The 14,542-nt window shown below is 70.1% G+C and carries 12 protein-coding genes and 6 pseudogenes; 12 read left to right on the forward strand and 6 right to left on the reverse strand.

All coding sequences use genetic code 11. The features are described from left to right. Positions 1 to 79 precede the first annotated feature (79 nt). From ABZ622_RS24890 to ABZ622_RS24900, 3 genes are read left to right on the forward strand one after another with little or no spacing between them, the layout of a single operon-like run. The gene (locus tag ABZ622_RS24890; RefSeq protein ID WP_360546661.1) at positions 80 to 784 is read left to right on the forward strand and encodes a glycosyltransferase family 2 protein; all 705 of its coding nucleotides are present in this window, start codon (positions 80 to 82) and stop codon (positions 782 to 784) included. Continuing rightward, complete coding sequence (locus ABZ622_RS24895) at positions 781 to 1,458, forward strand: DUF2064 domain-containing protein (RefSeq protein WP_360546663.1); 678 nt, start codon at positions 781 to 783, stop codon at positions 1,456 to 1,458. The genes ABZ622_RS24890 and ABZ622_RS24895 overlap by 4 nt, the downstream gene beginning before the upstream one ends. Further along, positions 1,455 to 2,264 carry a methyltransferase domain-containing protein gene (locus ABZ622_RS24900; RefSeq protein ID WP_360546665.1) on the forward strand — a complete coding sequence of 270 codons (810 nt, stop codon included), beginning with the start codon at positions 1,455 to 1,457 and terminating at the stop codon, positions 2,262 to 2,264. The genes ABZ622_RS24895 and ABZ622_RS24900 overlap by 4 nt, the downstream gene beginning before the upstream one ends. A 325-nt stretch (positions 2,265 to 2,589) precedes the next feature. Here ABZ622_RS24900 and ABZ622_RS24905 read toward each other — a convergent pair whose 3' ends face one another. Then, the gene (locus ABZ622_RS24905) at positions 2,590 to 3,828 is read right to left on the reverse strand and encodes a molybdopterin-dependent oxidoreductase (RefSeq protein ID WP_360546686.1); all 1,239 of its coding nucleotides are present in this window, start codon (positions 3,826 to 3,828) and stop codon (positions 2,590 to 2,592) included. 273 nt (positions 3,829 to 4,101) lie between these two features. Between ABZ622_RS24905 and ABZ622_RS24910 the strand changes: the two genes are divergently transcribed. Further along, positions 4,102 to 5,487: a hypothetical protein gene (locus tag ABZ622_RS24910; protein ID WP_360546667.1), complete on the forward strand. Its 1,386-nt coding sequence runs from the start codon at positions 4,102 to 4,104 to the stop codon at positions 5,485 to 5,487. 110 nt (positions 5,488 to 5,597) lie between these two features. Here ABZ622_RS24910 and ABZ622_RS24915 read toward each other — a convergent pair whose 3' ends face one another. After that, on the reverse strand, positions 5,598 to 6,926 hold the full coding sequence (locus ABZ622_RS24915; protein WP_360546669.1) for a serine/threonine-protein kinase: 1,329 nt from the start codon (positions 6,924 to 6,926) through the stop codon (positions 5,598 to 5,600). A gap of 187 nt (positions 6,927 to 7,113) precedes the next feature. On the opposite strand from ABZ622_RS24915, the pseudogene ABZ622_RS24920 reads away from it, so the two are divergent. The 5 genes and pseudogenes from ABZ622_RS24920 to ABZ622_RS24940 all read left to right on the forward strand — a co-directional run. Then, positions 7,114 to 7,266, forward strand: a pseudogene (locus ABZ622_RS24920) (fumarylacetoacetate hydrolase family protein); the annotation flags it as partial. Continuing rightward, positions 7,263 to 7,685, forward strand: a pseudogene (locus tag ABZ622_RS24925) (maleylpyruvate isomerase N-terminal domain-containing protein); the annotation flags it as partial. The pseudogenes ABZ622_RS24920 and ABZ622_RS24925, both read left to right, overlap by 4 nt. 2 nt (positions 7,686 to 7,687) lie before the next feature. Then, positions 7,688 to 8,721 (forward strand): annotated as a pseudogene (locus ABZ622_RS24930) (FAD-dependent oxidoreductase); the annotation flags it as partial. A gap of 295 nt (positions 8,722 to 9,016) precedes the next feature. Beyond that, positions 9,017 to 10,339 (forward strand): cytochrome P450, encoded by a 1,323-nt coding sequence (locus ABZ622_RS24935; RefSeq protein WP_360546671.1) that lies wholly within the window; start codon positions 9,017 to 9,019, stop codon positions 10,337 to 10,339. A 46-nt stretch (positions 10,340 to 10,385) separates the two neighbouring features. Further along, positions 10,386 to 11,180, forward strand: coding sequence for a hypothetical protein (locus ABZ622_RS24940; RefSeq protein ID WP_360546688.1), 795 nt, complete (start codon positions 10,386 to 10,388; stop codon positions 11,178 to 11,180). Here ABZ622_RS24940 and ABZ622_RS24945 read toward each other — a convergent pair. The 4 genes and pseudogenes from ABZ622_RS24945 to ABZ622_RS24960 form a co-directional block, all read right to left on the reverse strand. Beyond that, positions 11,125 to 11,414 (reverse strand): annotated as a pseudogene (locus ABZ622_RS24945) (transposase); the annotation flags it as partial. The gene ABZ622_RS24940 and the pseudogene ABZ622_RS24945 overlap by 56 nt on opposite strands. A gap of 15 nt (positions 11,415 to 11,429) precedes the next feature. Then, positions 11,430 to 11,600: pseudogene (locus tag ABZ622_RS24950) on the reverse strand (hypothetical protein); the annotation flags it as partial. Between the two features lie 21 nt (positions 11,601 to 11,621). Next, the gene (locus ABZ622_RS24955) at positions 11,622 to 12,104 is read right to left on the reverse strand and encodes a DUF5134 domain-containing protein (RefSeq protein ID WP_360546673.1); all 483 of its coding nucleotides are present in this window, start codon (positions 12,102 to 12,104) and stop codon (positions 11,622 to 11,624) included. A 43-nt stretch (positions 12,105 to 12,147) separates the two neighbouring features. Then, positions 12,148 to 12,534: a cupin domain-containing protein gene (locus tag ABZ622_RS24960; RefSeq protein WP_360546675.1), complete on the reverse strand. Its 387-nt coding sequence runs from the start codon at positions 12,532 to 12,534 to the stop codon at positions 12,148 to 12,150. Positions 12,535 to 12,827: 293 nt separating this feature from the next. Here ABZ622_RS24960 and ABZ622_RS24965 point away from each other — a divergent pair, with 293 nt between their 5' ends. From ABZ622_RS24965 to ABZ622_RS24975, 3 genes and pseudogenes are all read left to right on the forward strand, one after another. Continuing rightward, on the forward strand, positions 12,828 to 13,052 hold the full coding sequence (locus ABZ622_RS24965) for a hypothetical protein (protein WP_360546677.1): 225 nt from the start codon (positions 12,828 to 12,830) through the stop codon (positions 13,050 to 13,052). Between the two features lie 234 nt (positions 13,053 to 13,286). Then, positions 13,287 to 13,697 (forward strand): annotated as a pseudogene (locus tag ABZ622_RS24970) (hypothetical protein); the annotation flags it as partial. Between the two features lie 62 nt (positions 13,698 to 13,759). Then, a complete protein-coding gene (locus ABZ622_RS24975; protein WP_360546679.1) occupies positions 13,760 to 14,470 on the forward strand; it encodes an MAB_1171c family putative transporter in 711 nt (236 codons plus the stop codon). Positions 14,471 to 14,542 lie beyond the last annotated feature (72 nt).

Below are 14,542 nucleotides of genomic sequence, written 5' to 3' on the forward strand. Positions count from 1 at the left end.
TGCCGCCGCCCGACGACGTCCATATTTCGTAAGAATCCGGAACCCGAATTGTCGGTTTTCGCTCCGTAGGGTGATCCAGGTGAACCTTCCCTCCCATACTTCCGGCCCCCGCGCCGACGTCGTCCTGCCGTGCCTGGACGAGGCCGCCGCACTGCCCGGGGTGCTGGCCTCGGTCCCTCGTGGCTGGCGGGCGATCGTCGTGGACAACGGCTCGACCGACGGCTCGGCGGAGCTGGCCCGCACGCTCGGCGCGGTGGTGGTGCAGGAACCGCGGCGCGGCTTCGGGGCCGCCTGCCACGCCGGACTGCTCGCCGCCGAGGCGGAGTTCGTCTGCTTCTGCGACTGCGACGGCTCCCTGGATCCCGGGCTGCTGACCGGCTTCGTCCGCCGGGTCGCCGACGGCGAGAGCGATCTGGTGCTCGGCCGCCGCCGCCCCGAGGGGCGTGGCGCCTGGCCGCTGCATGCGCGGGCGGGCAATGCGGCGCTGGCCCGCATGGTGCGCCGCCGCACCGGGCTGCGGCTGCACGACCTCGGGCCGATGCGGGCCGCGCGCCGGGCCGATCTGCTGGCGCTCGATCTCACCGACCGGCGCAGCGGGTACCCGCTCCAGATGGTGGTGCGGGCGGCCGACGCGGGACTGCGGGTCACCGAGACGGATGTGCCCTATCTCGCGCGTACGGGGAAGTCGAAGGTCACCGGCACCTGGCTGGGCACCTGGCACGCGGTGCGCGACATGCGGGCCGTGCTGGGCGAGCCTCGGGTCCGGGCGGGGGTCTCCCGGTGAGCCCGGCCACGCCCGACCCGCCACGCGCGGCTCCGACCGGGGTGACGACACTGCTGGTCATCGCGAAGGAGCCGCTGCCCGGCCGGGTCAAGACCCGGCTCACCCCGCCCTTCACCCCCGACGAGGCCGCGCGGCTCGCCGAGGCGGCGCTCGGCGACACCCTGCGTACGGTCGCCGCGCTGCCCGCCGCACGGCGCGCGGTCGTCCTGGACGGGTCGCCCGGACCGTGGCTGCCGCCCGGCATCGAGGTGGTGGCGCAGGGCCCGGGAGGTCTCGACGAGCGGCTCGCCGCCGCGTTCGGCGCCTGTACGGGGCCGACGCTCCTGATCGGAATGGACACCCCGCAGATCACGGCCGCCGATCTGGCCCCCGCGCTCTTTCCCGGGGGCTGGGAGCGCTGTGACGCCTGGTTCGGTCCCGCCGAGGACGGCGGTTTCTGGGCGCTGGGCCTGGCGGCGCCGGATCCCGGGCTGCTGCGCGGTGTGCCGATGTCCGTGCCCGAGACGGGTGCCGTGCAGCGGCGCCGGCTGGTCGACGCCGGACTGACCGTGCGCGATCTTCCCCGGTTGCGGGACGTGGACACGGCGGCCGACGCCGTGGACGTCGCGGCCCTCGCACCGCACGGGGCCTTCGCCGCCGAACTCGCCCGGCTGACCCGGGGGGCGGTCCGATGAGCCGCACGGGTCCGGACCGGGGCGTGCTGAGCGCCCCGCTTTCGGAGGTCGCGTCGTGGGGCACCGACCCGTACGCCAACGCCCTGCGCAACGGGCACGGGCCGCTCTTCCTCCGTCGTACCGACGGCTGGCTGCTGCCGCTGGACGTGGAACGGTGGTGCGCCGTCGCGGACGCCGCGGACCTGTCGGCGCTGAGCCGCTGCGAAGGCCCCGTCCTGGACATCGGGTGCGGGCCCGGGCGGCTGGTCGCCGCGCTGGCGGCGCGCGGCCACCGGGCGCTCGGCATCGACGTCAGCGAGGCCGCGGTCGACCGCACACTGCGGCTCGGAGGTTCCGCCCTGCGCCGCTCCGTCTTCGAACCGCTCCCGGGCGAAGGGCGTTGGGGCACCGTCCTGCTGGTCGACGGCAACGTCGGCATCGGCGGCGACCCGCGGCACCTTCTGCACCGCACGGCGCAGCTGCTCGCCCCGGGCGGCCTCCTCATCGCCGAGACCGCGCCGCAGGACGTCGACGAGCGGGTCCGGGTCCAGTTGGACGACGGTCGCCCCACCGGCTCCGGTCCGGCCTCGGCCAACCCGTTCCCGTGGGCCCGGCTCGGCACCCCCGCGCTGCTGAGGCACGCCCGCCCCGAGGGGCTGCACCCCGTCGATCAGTGGGAGGCGGGCGGCCGCTCCTTCGTCTCGCTGCGGCGCAGCCGGACCGTCCGGAACACCAGCAAGAGCCCGGAACCCAGGAACAGCACGGCCGTGATCAGCAGCCAGTTCCCCAGGAACACATCGGGGGACAGCCCGCTGTACGGCTCGTAGCGCTCGGCCTGCCGGGTGATCAGCGGGAACCACATGAGCAGCAGCAGTCCGGAGAGGAAGGCCGGAACCCGGACGTGGTTCACCGAGCCGGAACACCGGCCGGGACCCCGGCGCAGCAACAGGTCCGCCGACGCGTAGAGCGGAACCAGCACCAGGTCGTGGACGAGGGCCGCGCCCACGAACCACACGACGACACCGAACGTGTCCCCCGCCAGCAGCCGCACCCCCGCGTATCCCGCGAGGGCGAAGGAGGCTGCCATCAGGACGAGGTGCAGCGGCCCCTCGCCGTACCAACGCCGCGCAAGGGTACGGGGGTTCGCTCTGTTCACAGCTCTCCAAAGGTCAGCCGGCCCACCCATTTGGTGTTGAGTACGCCGGGTGCGGCCGGGACGATGATCCGCGCCGGATATCCGTGGTCGGGTGACAGGTCCTCGCCGTTGACCCGCAGGGCCAGCAGCGAGCGCGGGTCGCGCACCTGGTTGTCGCGGAGTGCCGCCCGGCGGAACGGACCGCTGCGCTGGACCGATTCCACCAGTACGCCCGGTGGCCGGTCCGGATATCCGGCGAGCGCCGCCAGATCGGTCAGTCGTACGCCGCGCCACCACTGGTCCGAGGTGGACCAGCCCTCCACGCAGGCGATCGGCAGCGCCGCGCTGTACTGGTCCATGGCCAGCAGCTGCTTCCGGGTGAACCGGAGGTTCCCGGCCGGGCCGCTGACGGTGAGCCACCAGCCCTCCCCCGTTTCGGCCGTGGTGATGCCGACCGCGGCGGCCGTCTTGTTGATCTGGAAGCCGTTGGGTCCCGATCCGGGTTCGGCGGCGCCGTGCGGGGTGAGCAGGGCCAGCAGCCTCGCCGGTCCGTCGAAGCTCCGTCCGCCCGATGTGATCAGCAGGAGCAGGGAGCCCGCGCCCACCATGGCCAGCGCGCCACGCCGGGAGATGGTCGGCCCGGCGGGATCGGGGGACTCCAGCGGATCGTCGCGCACCTTCCCGCTCAGTCCGCCCGACCGCAGCACCCGTACGGCCTGCGGCACCCGGAGCCCCGTGTGGGCGAGGAACGCGGCGAAGAACACCCATGCCCCGTAGAAGTGCAGCGGGTAGAAGGAGCCCGGAAACAGGTACTCCAGCTGGATGTTGAGCAGCCCGGTGAGGAACTCGAACAGGGCCCCGCCCACCAGCAGCAACAGCGAGATCCGCTCCAGCGCGTGCCCGACGGAGCGGACCGGCGGCAGCGCGAAGAGCTTCGGCACCACGGACCAGAGCTTCGCCAGCAGTACGGGGACCAGGACGATCCCCACAGTGACGTGCAGCCCTTGCGTCAGCCGGTACAGCCAGTGCGGCCCGGTCGGCCAGGCGAAGAGGTAGAAACCCAGCAGCCCCTTGTCGGGCGTCTTGTCGTTGACCGGATTCAGGTCCGGGTTGTAGGCGGCGTACGACAGCAGGCCCGTCACGAAGAGCAGTGTGATCCCGGCGAGCAGGACGAGTCCGAGGACCGCGGTGAAGCCGACCCCCCGCACCGGGCTGCGCCAGAACCCTGGCGCCGAGGGGAGCCGTTCGAGGAGCATCGCGGCACGGCCGGAGGAGAGCCGGGAAAGGGAAGCGTGAGGTGTCGGACTGTTCCGACGGCTGTCACCCATGTTCCGACGCTATGCCCGGGGTGCCGGGGCGGGAGGGCTGCGACTCCTGACGAAACGGTGACGTCACCCCTGGGAACGTACGGGCCCGGCACCCGCCCCGCCCTCCTGGCCGGCCCGTCGGGGTGTCCGGGAATCTGACGGTTCGGTGACGCGCCCCACCGGCACCCGTTTCCGGGGCCCCGCCGTGCGTACGGTGCCTGCGTGAAGACCGAGGACCGCACCGAGCACATCACCGAGCCGATGCCCGAAAAGCGCTCCGGGCGCCGCCGCGATCTCGCCGCCGTCGGCGTGGGCGTCGTGCTGGTCGCCGCCGCCGTGCTCGTCGGCCGGGCCGTCGAGAGCACCGACCACTCCCTCTTCGTCCACTGGCCGCCGCTGCTCGCGTCCTGGGACCCGCATGGGGGGATCGGCACGGTGGCCGCGCCCGCCGTCGCCGCCGCCGTCATCTCCCACGGTCCGCTCCTGGCCGTCCGGTTGCGCTGGCGGACGCTGCTGCTCGGCTGCTGTGCCGCCTCGCTCGCCTGGGTCTTCTCGCTCGCGCTGATCGACGGCTGGGGGCCCGGCATCGCCGAGCGCCTCACCACGAAGCACGAATACCTGTCGGCCGTCGGCCGTTTCGACGACATCGGCGCCGCTCTGCGCACCTTCAACGACCACATCCTGATCGGACCGCCGGACAACTGGCCCACCCATGTCGCCGGACACCCGCCGGGCGCCACGCTCACCTTCGTCCTGCTGGACCGCATCGGACTCGGCGGCGGTTCCTGGGCCGGGGTCTGGTGCATCGGGACCGCGGCCTCCGCGGTGGTGGCCGCCCTGATCACGCTCCGGGCCCTGACGGACGAGCGCATCGCCCGCCGCGCCGCACCGTTCGTCGTCCTCGCACCGGTCGCGGTCTGGGCGGGTACGTCGGCCGACGGCTACTTCACCGCGGTGGCCGCCTGGTCCGTCGCTCTGCTGGCGTCGGCCGCGACCCGCACGGCCCGCAGCCCCGCAGCCGCCGCGCTGGGTGCGGGGCTGTTGTACGGCCTGCTCTGCTACCTGAGTTACGGTCTGCCGCTCATCGCGCTCCTGTTCGTCGCCGTCCTCGCGCTGACCCGCACCGTCCGGCCGCTCCCCCTCTTCGTGCTGGGGGCTCTGGTGGTGCCGGCGGCCTTCACACTGGCGGGGTTCAACTGGTGGGAGGCGTACCACCTGCTCGTGGAGCGCTACTACCAGGGCGCGGGTGGAGTCCGGCCGTACTCCTACTGGGTCTGGGCCAATCTCGCCTGCACCGCGGTCGCCGCCGGGCCGGCGACGCTCGCGGGCGTGCGCCGTGTCGCGGCGGGTGCGCCGAGCGCCCTGCGTTCCAGGGCTGCCACCGCCCCGGACCGGCTGATCATGCTGGTGCTCGTCGCCCTCCTCGCCTTGCTGGCCGCCGACCTGTCCGGGATGAGCAAGGCGGAGACGGAACGGATCTGGCAGCCGTTCATCCTCTGGCTGCTGCCCGCCGCCGCACTCCTGCCCGCACGGGGCCGGCGTGGTTGGCTGGCGGCGCAGGCAGGGGTGGCCCTGGTGGTCAACCACCTCCTCTGGACGGGTTGGTAGCCGCGTTCCGGGGCGCCGGTGCGTACGAGTCGCGGAGCGGAATCCCCACGGGTATCAGCGGAATCCCCACGGGTATCAAGAGAGGTGACCGGACTCGCTGCTCGATCCGGTCAGGGACGTGGGGCCTTCCACAGTCGTACGGCACCAGCGAAGGTGGCGGTTGCGATGAGCCGTCCGTCGGGGCTGAATGCCACAAGCAGGATGGCGATGAGCACGGTGATCAGGACGAGTACCCCCACTCCGCTGAGTACTACGCCGACAGGCAGGTGCGCTGCGGCGGCTTCGGGAGTGAGCGGGGTGTCGGGCTCGGGCCGGCTGTCTGAAGCCGGCGGACGCGCCGGGGCGCCGGGCCCGGCTCCCGCGCCCTGCCCCGGAGGGGTCGCGGGCGGGGCAGAGGAGGTGACGGCGTTGTGGAAGTCCGGTACGGGGTCGACGACGGTCCGGGCCCTCGGCGGAGATGGGACGGTGTGCCCCGCGTCGCCCGTACGTTGCGGCGCCGAGGCCGAGCGGCAGCGGCGTATGACCTCATCGAGGGTGGGCCGGTGCTGCGGATCCTTTTCCAGGCACCGTGCGGCGATGGTCCGGACGGGTTCGGGGCAGCCGTCGAGGTCGGGGTCCTGTTCCAGGATGCGGTACAGCACACTGTGACCCGTGCCGCCGAAGGCAGGTCGTGCGGTGGCGGCGAACGCGGCGATGGCCCCGAGGGCAAAGACGTCGCCGGCTTCGGTGACGGTCTGTCCCCTGATGTATTCGGGTGCCATGTATCCGGGGGTCCCGGCCAGCATTCCGGTGCTGGTCACGGACGTGACATCCGCGGCTCGGGCTATGCCGAAGTCGATGACCTTCGGGCCGTCGGACGTGAGGAGGATGTTGGAAGGCTTGAGGTCACGGTGGATCACTCCGGCGGCGTGGATGGACTGCAGGGCTTCGGCCACCCGGGCCGTCAGCGCCAGTGCCGCGGTGGCCGGCAGCGGCCCGTGTCCGGCCACCGCATCATGCAAGGCGGGCCCGGGCACGTGGGCCGTGGCCAGCCGCGGTTCGTCAGCCTGCAGATCCGCGTCGACCACCGGCACCGTGGACAGACCCTGAACCCGCCGGGCACGCGGCCACTTCCTGCTCGAACCGCTTGCGGAAGCCATGGTCACTCGCGTATTCACGGTGCACGAGCTTGACTGCCACGGCGCTGCCGGCCGGAGTACGTGCAGGTAGACCCGGCCCATTCCACCAGCGCCCAGTACCGCCTCGATCCGGTACGGGCCGGTCTCGGCGGGATCGCCGGGCCCCAGTGGGCGGGGCGGTGGCGGAGTGGTCGGCCATTCCGGTTCCCCAACGGCGTCTGCCACAGCATGTGGACGGTGGTCCGGTTGGGACATGCCGACTGTCACCCCTCGCTGATCGTGCCCACGCCGCGCCATCCGCTCGTACCGGTCGGAACCCATGGATCCCCGCTGCGAGGCCCGGCGCCCTCGCCGAGGCCCGTGCCGGTTCGAGCGAGCAACAGGGTAGTCGAGCCGCGGTCCGCATGTCTGTTCCTGCGGGTTCCACACGGACTACGGTGTGCGCAGCGGGACTTGGCGTGTGTGTGCGCTGTTGTCCCGTGGCTTCCGCCTCCCGGCACTTGGCGCCATCACACTGCGCCCCGGCGACATCATCGCCACCGGCACCCCGGCCGTCGTGGGCAACGCCCGCGACCCGAAGGCCTTCCTGTTCCCCGGCAACACCGTGGTCACCGAGATCTCCGGTCTGGGCACCTGCACGAACAAGGTGGTCGAGGCATGACCGAAGCCACACAGACCTTCACCGACGCGCGTGCATGGGCCCGCACCGGAACGAAGCTGGTGCTCGCCGCCGTCGCGCACCTGGACGAGGGCGGCTTCTCGGGCGACAGCATGCTTCCCGGATGGTCCCGGAAGCACCTCGCCGCGCACCTCGCCGCGCACGTCGCCGCGAACGCCGACGCACTGTGCAAGCTCGTGCACTGGGCGGCCACCGGACAGCCGAGGCCGATGTACGCCTCCGCCGAGGAGCGCGCCGCCGGGATCGCCAAGGGCCCGGCCCTGTCGGCCGACGAGCTGCCGTGGATGCGCGCCCGCGAGGTATGCGTCCATGCGACCGACCTCAGTACCGGCACCACCTTCGCCGACCTTCCGGACGGCTTCCTGACCGCGCTGGTGGACGAGATCCGCGACGGGCGAGGTCGGCCGGCATCCAGCTCGCCCCCAACTGCACCCGGATTCTCGACGACTACGGCCTGCTCAAGGAAGCCGAGCGGCTCGGCGTCGTCCCGGACTCCATGGTCATGCGCGATGCCGTCGACAACACCGAGCCGACCCGGCTCGGCCTGCGGGACCTGGAAAACGCTACGGACACCCGTACCTGGTCATCCACCGCAGCGACCTGCACGGGCTGCTCCTGCGCGCCTGCGAGCGCGTCGGCGTCGAGCTGATCACCGATGCGCAGGTGACCTCGTACCAGAACACCGACGGCGGCGCCCGCGTGACCCCAGCCTCCGGCGAGACCCACGAGGCCGGCGTTGTGATCGCGGCCGACGGACTGCACTCCCCCGCCCGCAAGCTGCTCGTCGACGACGAGCCCGTCTCGTCGGCGTACGTCGCCTACCGCGGCACCGTGTCCGCCGGGCTGTCGCATGTGGAGTCCGTCGACCTCAGCAAGGTCGCGGTGTACGTCGGGCCCGCCTGCCACTTCGTGCAGTACGGCCTGCGCGACGGCGAGATGCTCATGCCGTTCATGTGGCGGGACAAGTGGTGGCGGATGTTCGACCGCGACCCGATCATGAACTGGGTCCACGGCCGGACGGCTCTGCTCGGCGACTCCGCCCATCCGCCACTGCAGTACATCGCTCAGGGCGCGATCATGGCGATCGAGGACGGCTGGGTGCTGGGCGAGCACATCGCCCGCAACCGGGCCGCCGACGGCACGGCCGACTGGGGCACCGCACTCGCCGCCTACCAGGCGGTCCGCCCGGAGCACTGCCGCCGTGTGCTGAGCACCTACCGCAAGCGGGGCGAGTTGTGGCACCTCGACGGCGTCCACCGCGAGCAACGCAACGCACTGCTGCGCGCCCGCGACACCTACGACTACTCATTCATCGACTGGCTGTACGGTCCGACCGCGCTGACACCGGACCAGGAGCCGCCCATGTTCACACCGATCCCGCTTTCCTCCGCGGACGCCGAGGCCCCGCTGACGGACGTGGAAGGCAGTGCGGCATGAGCGACGCCTGCCCGACCGTGGCCACCCGTACCCTGTTCGGCGGCTTCGACGGAACCCTCGACAGGGCGCTCCCGACGATCTGACCGCGACCGGAAGTCGACCGGTGCCGGGCCTTGAGAGTCTGCTTGATCTCTTTGTTCCTTCTGATTGTTCCTTCGGCTTCGATGGCGCCGATGACGGCGCACACGCGGAAATTACCTTCATTCGGAGGGATTGACGCTGATAGAGGGATACCGGGGGGAATTCCTGCACATGATGCTCTCACTGAGCGATCGCCTGCCTTGGAGGCTCCAAAGTGACTGCGCAGGAACACGACACGACCGAGACCGACGGACAACTCCTGGACCTGGCCGATCAGGAGCTGGCCCGCGATCCGTTCACCGCCTACGCTCCGGTCCGCGAACGGGAACAGATGGTGCGGGGGTGCGTTCAAGGCGTCGACCCGATGTGGGTGGCCACCCGCCATGACGACATCCGTACGATCATGAGCGACCCCCGCTTCACCATTGACGCCGCGACCGTCCCCGGTGCCCCGGTGGCCCACCGCACCGAACAGACCTGGCAGGCCCGCGGCATGTACTCAGGGCACGAGAAATACCTGCGCGCCGGAATCTTCGACGCGGACGGCGCCGACCATCGACGTCTCCGCGGCCTGGTCACCGCCGCTTTCTCCCCGGCCCGCGTGGCCGCATTGCGCCCCAGGATCGAGGTAATCGCCGACCAACTGCTCGACCGCCTGGCGGGCCACGCGGAGAACGGAGTCGTCGACCTGATCGAACACTTCGCCCGGCCATTGCCCATCACCGTCATCTGTGAGCTCATCGCGGTACCCGAAGCCGACCGGGACCGCTGGCGGGCACGGAGCGCCACTCTGACCGCCGGGGTCTGCGGTGACGAACTGGGCGCCGCGCTCGCCGGTATGGTCGAGGACGCGCAGGCCCTTGTCGACCACCATGCCGGCCACCCGGGCAGCGACCTCATTTCAGAACTGCTCGCGCCCCGTCACCACGACTCGCTGAGCACCGACGAATTGGTCGCCCTCATCACCAACCTCGTCGTTGCCGGACACATCACCACCGTCAACCTCATCTCCAACAGCGCCGAAGCACTCCTCACCCACCCCGACCAGCTCGCCCTGCTACGCGAAGACACCACCCTCATGCCGCACGCCGTCAACGAACTCATGCGCTACTGCGGCCCCGTCGTGCGCGCGCTGCCCCGCTACGCCACCTGCGACACCACTGTCGGCAGCACCCCCGTACGTACCGGGGAAGCCGTCCTCCCGATCGTTTCCGCGGCCAACCGCGACTCGGCCGCCTTCACCGACCCTGACCGCCTCGACCTCAGCCGCACCCGCCACAGCAGGGAGTCTCACCTCGGATTCGGGCACGGCGCACACCGCTGCCTGGGCGCGCACCTTGCCCAGGTGGAGACCGCCGTTGCTCTGACCGCGCTGCTCAACCGTGTCCCCGACCTGCAGCTCGCCACCGACCCGAAACACCTGCAACGCGGCACCAACCCTGTCAACTGGCACCTGAAGGCACTCCCCGTGCGCCTGCGACCCCAGTCCCAGAGCGTCTCGTCCGGATCACCACGAGAGCGTCGGTCCCGTGACTGAATCAATGCGGTCGCCGAGAGGCCGGAAGGCTGCGTAGATTCACCCGGTGACCTACGACATCATGCTCGTACGGGTGCAGCTGGGCCTGACGCTTCAGGAAACGCTCGACCGCCTCAACACCGGCTTCGACCCCGACGCCGACCTTCCTCAGCTCCGGCCCACCGACGCGCAGCGGGACGAGTGGGACCGGATCCTGGGGCGGGTCTCGCGGGACGTCGGGCCTGTCGAGTCCGAGGAGTTCCCGTACAGCCTGACCCTTGAGACGGTGGGTCCGCCGGGACGCGTGCAGCTCGACTACTGCGGGGACACAGCCCACATCGAGGTCGCCTACCACCACTCGGGTCCGGCGGCGTTGGAGGTGATGGAACTGGCCTATCGCATCGCTTGCATCGTCGAGGATGAAAGCGGCTTGACCGGCCACGATTTCGAGGTGGGCCAGCCCACCCGAACCGGTGACCCCGTCAAGGCCGCCGTCCGGCTGAGCGGTGTCTCCGATTGGGCACAACACCGCTTGAGCCAGTGCCGTGACCGCATACCTTCGCCGACCGGGCTCGGGCCACTTCTGCCGAGCGGCCCTGACGCGGGAGGAGTCGCCTGGTCAGGGCCGTCACCGGCAGGCCGGGGATCGGCACACCAGAGCCCAGCGCAACCTCTTCAGCCGCCTGATCGGCTGCCTCCACCACTGCCTTTCTCAGCCTGTCAGCTTCAACGAAGCCGTCGCCTTCCCAACACCGCCCGAGAAGCCCCTGGCGCTGTCCGCTTGACAGGTCTTCCGCATCGGATGTCTTCTTGCCCGCGTCCGTCCCCTGGCTGGCGGAAAGGACGCTGGTGGAAGTCTTGACGCTCTGTGCGTCGATGATGCTGGCCGATGGCTCCGCGGCGCGACTGTCCTGTCTCCGTACCTGTTGCCTCAGTAGGCTGTTGAGCTGGGCAAACACCCCGCTCTTCTCCCACTTTGAGAAGTATCCGTAGACGGTTTCCCTGGGAAGTCGTGCGGTAGGTAGCGCCACTGCACCCCGGTACGGTTCACATACAAGATCGCGTCCAGGATCTCGCGCAGGTCATGCTCGGGAGGTACAGGTTTCCAGTCAGAGAACAGAGTGAGGGGTGCCTGTGTCTCGGTGCGTTCTGGTTCGGTGGAGGTGGCCGGCCACAAGTTCTCAACCTGGTCAGCGTCTACAGAACGAAGTCCCGGTATCCGTCGAAGCCGCCGAGGTTCGTCTGCGACACCGATGTAAACAAGCGCGTCGTCGTCGGGCACCGCAAAGTAGCGGCCCGGGCCCTACAGGGCTCCGGTCCGCACCGAGCCGGCTCGGTCGTCGTGGGCGGCAGCGGAGGCCCGGCGGCTCGTCGGTCTGGTCCCACAGCCCCCACCGGCCGGTGCGGCGGTGACAGGTGAGCCGGAGTGCGGTGCCGCCACCGCCGGTGCGTGATGCGTGCCGTGCGGGGTCCGGAGCATCCAGACCATCGCTGCCATGCCGAGCGCGGAAGGCAGTCGCCGTGCGGTGGCATCCGGGCGGGACTCCCCCGGACGGCACGCGGGTACGAGCGTGAACCACACGGCAGCGACGCTGTACAAGAGTGTCTGAGCCGTCTGAGGCAGTGACGGCCCCACGGCATCGCCGGCCGTGGCGGCGTGCAGAAGGTGATCGACGCGGCCGCGCCAGGCCGGGCCGTCCGGCGCGAGCGCGTGATGCACCGCGTAGAGGGCAGCGCCCGTTAAAAGTGTGGTCAGCAGGGCGTACACGGTGTCGGTGGAGCTCATCGCGCCGCACGCCCTCCCATGCGGCGGCCCGGTACCGACGGACTCACCCGGTGGGACGCGCGGTGCGGAGGTGGGCGCGCTGTTCGAGCTCCTCCGTGGAGACGAGTTCGAGCATGGGCTTTCCGGGTGCGCACATCATGGTCACCACGAACCGGGTCCGCGCGTCGGCGAGCGCGTTGCCGTCCTGGTAGTGGATCACGTCGCCGCCCGGCTCCCAGAACGTGCCGCCCGCCTCCACCACCCGCTCGGGCTCGCCCTCCAGCTCGAAGCGGACCGCGCCCTCGACCACATATCCGAAGGCGGGCCCGGAGTGGCGGTGCGGCGGGGTGCCTGGGTCGCCCGGCTCCCACTCGACCTGGATGGTCATCGCCGAAGCACCCTCGGGGATGGTCAGGGGCGCAGCGTCCTGCAGCACCTGCACCGCAGTCATCCAGCTCTCCGATGCCGCCGGGTCGCCGGCTGTGTGCATGTGCCCTGCGTGGTTGTTCGACACTGTTGTGGACCCTCCGTAAGTCGCCACGTGGTCGGGCGGAGCACATCTTCCCGCCCCTTGGGCAGTGTTGACCGGACACTATGTTGATCTGCGACACGTTTGGAGATGCGCGCGTGCAGTCGTGGAGTGGTGTCACAACAACGGCCCAAACGATGCCCTGGGTGTTGCGGCTGAAGGCGCCGCCACGGACACATCCGCAAGGTCATCGCCCCCGACGGAAAGAGACCCAGATGAGAGTCGTTGTTGCAGGGGCCACCGGACGGATCGGTTCCAGGACGGTCGCCAGGTTGCGGGACCACAGTGTGGAGGTCGCTCCCGTCTCGCGAGGCGAGGGTGTCGACGTCGTTATGGGGCACGGGCTCACCGAGGCCCTGAGGGGCCCCGACGTGATCGTGGATGTCACCGATGCACCGTCCTGGGCAGAGGCGGCGAGCCTGGAGATGGCCTTCGTCTGATACTTGCTGGTCCTGCGAATTACGCGGCCGTGATCACCGTGCCGCGCAGGTCCAGGTGCTGCAGCCGCAGGGCAGAGGGGGATCTGGTTCCCCTTGGCCGCGCTCGGGCGCTGGTCTATAGCGGTCTGGCTGTCGTGGAAAGTTGCGACCACGGCAGGTGGCCCTTCCTCCTCTGGAATACCCCTGTGGCCGATTCGTTTGCTTATCTTGTACCGATCACGGGAGGGGACACTGGTGGCCGAGCTGTTGTTGTTCCAGCAGGATGCCGATGGCCGGGATGTCGAGCTTCGGGGTTCGACGGTGGCGCTGGAGGTGGAGCTGCAACGGCGGGTCGAGGCGGGGTTGGAGTCGATGCTCGGTATCCGGTTCCTGGCGTCGGAGTATCCGACGGGGCCGTGGCATCGGGGTCGGATCGACACGCTCGGGCTCGACGAGAACAACACCCCCGTGGTGATCGAGTACAAGAAAGGCTCGGACAGCGGCGTCATGTCGCAGGCCGTCTCCTACCTGTCGTGGCTGGACTCGGCACGTCACGAGTTCGAGGCCCTGGTCAAGGAGGTGCTGGGTGCCGAGGCGATCGACTGGCGGAATCCGCGGATGGTCTGCATCGCGGCGAGCTTCTCGCACCACGACCGGGTCGCGGTGCACCGAGCTCGTTCGCCCTGGCCATCGCCTCGTACGCGCCGACGTTCAAGACTGCCGTCGAGGTGGTCGTACCGCACGTCGCCCGGCTGCTGAGCAACTGCGCCTCACTGGCCGCCACCAGTGCGGTCCTGGCTGTCTCGTTCCAGCTCAACCTGGACCCCGCAGAGGCGCGGCGGCAAATCCGCCTGCGCCTCGTCCTCTTCGTCATGTCTGACCTCGGCATGACTGTGCTGTTCATGTACGAGCAGATGACACAACACTCTGCCCAGGCATACACGCTCTACATGCTCCTGTTCATCTCCTATCTCGGCTTCGCCATGGCCGACTTCATGGTGCAGGCCATGCGTCAGTCAAAGTCGAGTTGCCGACGCAGCGTCCGGATAGGTCTGCGGATGGCGGCAGCGGGCTGCGCTATCGCGCTCGTCTACGACGTGTACAAGGTTGTGGTCCTGCTCTCCCAGGGCCTGGAGCTCCACCTCCTGTCCGACCCCTCGCAGTGCTCGCCACGCGTGTCAGCACCATGCGTCTTCAGCGTGATGTCTCCAGCGCTCTCCGTCCTGTTGATCTGTCTCGGGCTCACACTGCCGGCTGTGGCCTACCCGATCAGCCAGGCCCGCCTCCGCCGCTGGGAGGCACGGTCCCTCGAAGCACTCGATCCTCTCTGGCAGGACCTGGCATCCGCGATGCCTGAGATCGTTCTGTCACCCGCGGACGCCACCGGGATACCTCCGCCGACCCGGACTTCTTGCTTAAGCTTGTATTTAAAGGTTTGACTTTGGCGTGGCCTGCGGAGTCGTGTCCGTTCTGTTGTGTTTCTTGCCAACGGGGTGGCGGGGTGCGGGGGT

Origin of the sequence: Streptomyces sp. NPDC007164 (assembly GCF_040634135.1) — a bacterium.
GTDB classification, from domain to species: domain Bacteria; phylum Actinomycetota; class Actinomycetes; order Streptomycetales; family Streptomycetaceae; genus Streptomyces; species Streptomyces sanglieri.

Bases quoted from the DNA above. Each gene is read 5' to 3' on its own strand.
- ABZ622_RS24900 (WP_360546665.1), top strand. From the start codon at position 1,455: ATGAGCCGCACGGGTCCGGACCGGGGCGTGCTGAGCGCCCCGCTTTCG.
- ABZ622_RS24905 (WP_360546686.1), bottom strand. From the start codon at position 3,828: ATGCTCCTCGAACGGCTCCCCTCGGCGCCAGGGTTCTGGCGCAGCCCG.
- ABZ622_RS24915 (WP_360546669.1), bottom strand. From the start codon at position 6,926: ATGGGTTCCGACCGGTACGAGCGGATGGCGCGGCGTGGGCACGATCAG.
- ABZ622_RS24955 (WP_360546673.1), bottom strand. From the start codon at position 12,104: ATGAGCTCCACCGACACCGTGTACGCCCTGCTGACCACACTTTTAACG.
- ABZ622_RS24960 (WP_360546675.1), bottom strand. From the start codon at position 12,534: ATGACTGCGGTGCAGGTGCTGCAGGACGCTGCGCCCCTGACCATCCCC.
- ABZ622_RS24965 (WP_360546677.1), top strand. From the start codon at position 12,828: ATGAGAGTCGTTGTTGCAGGGGCCACCGGACGGATCGGTTCCAGGACG.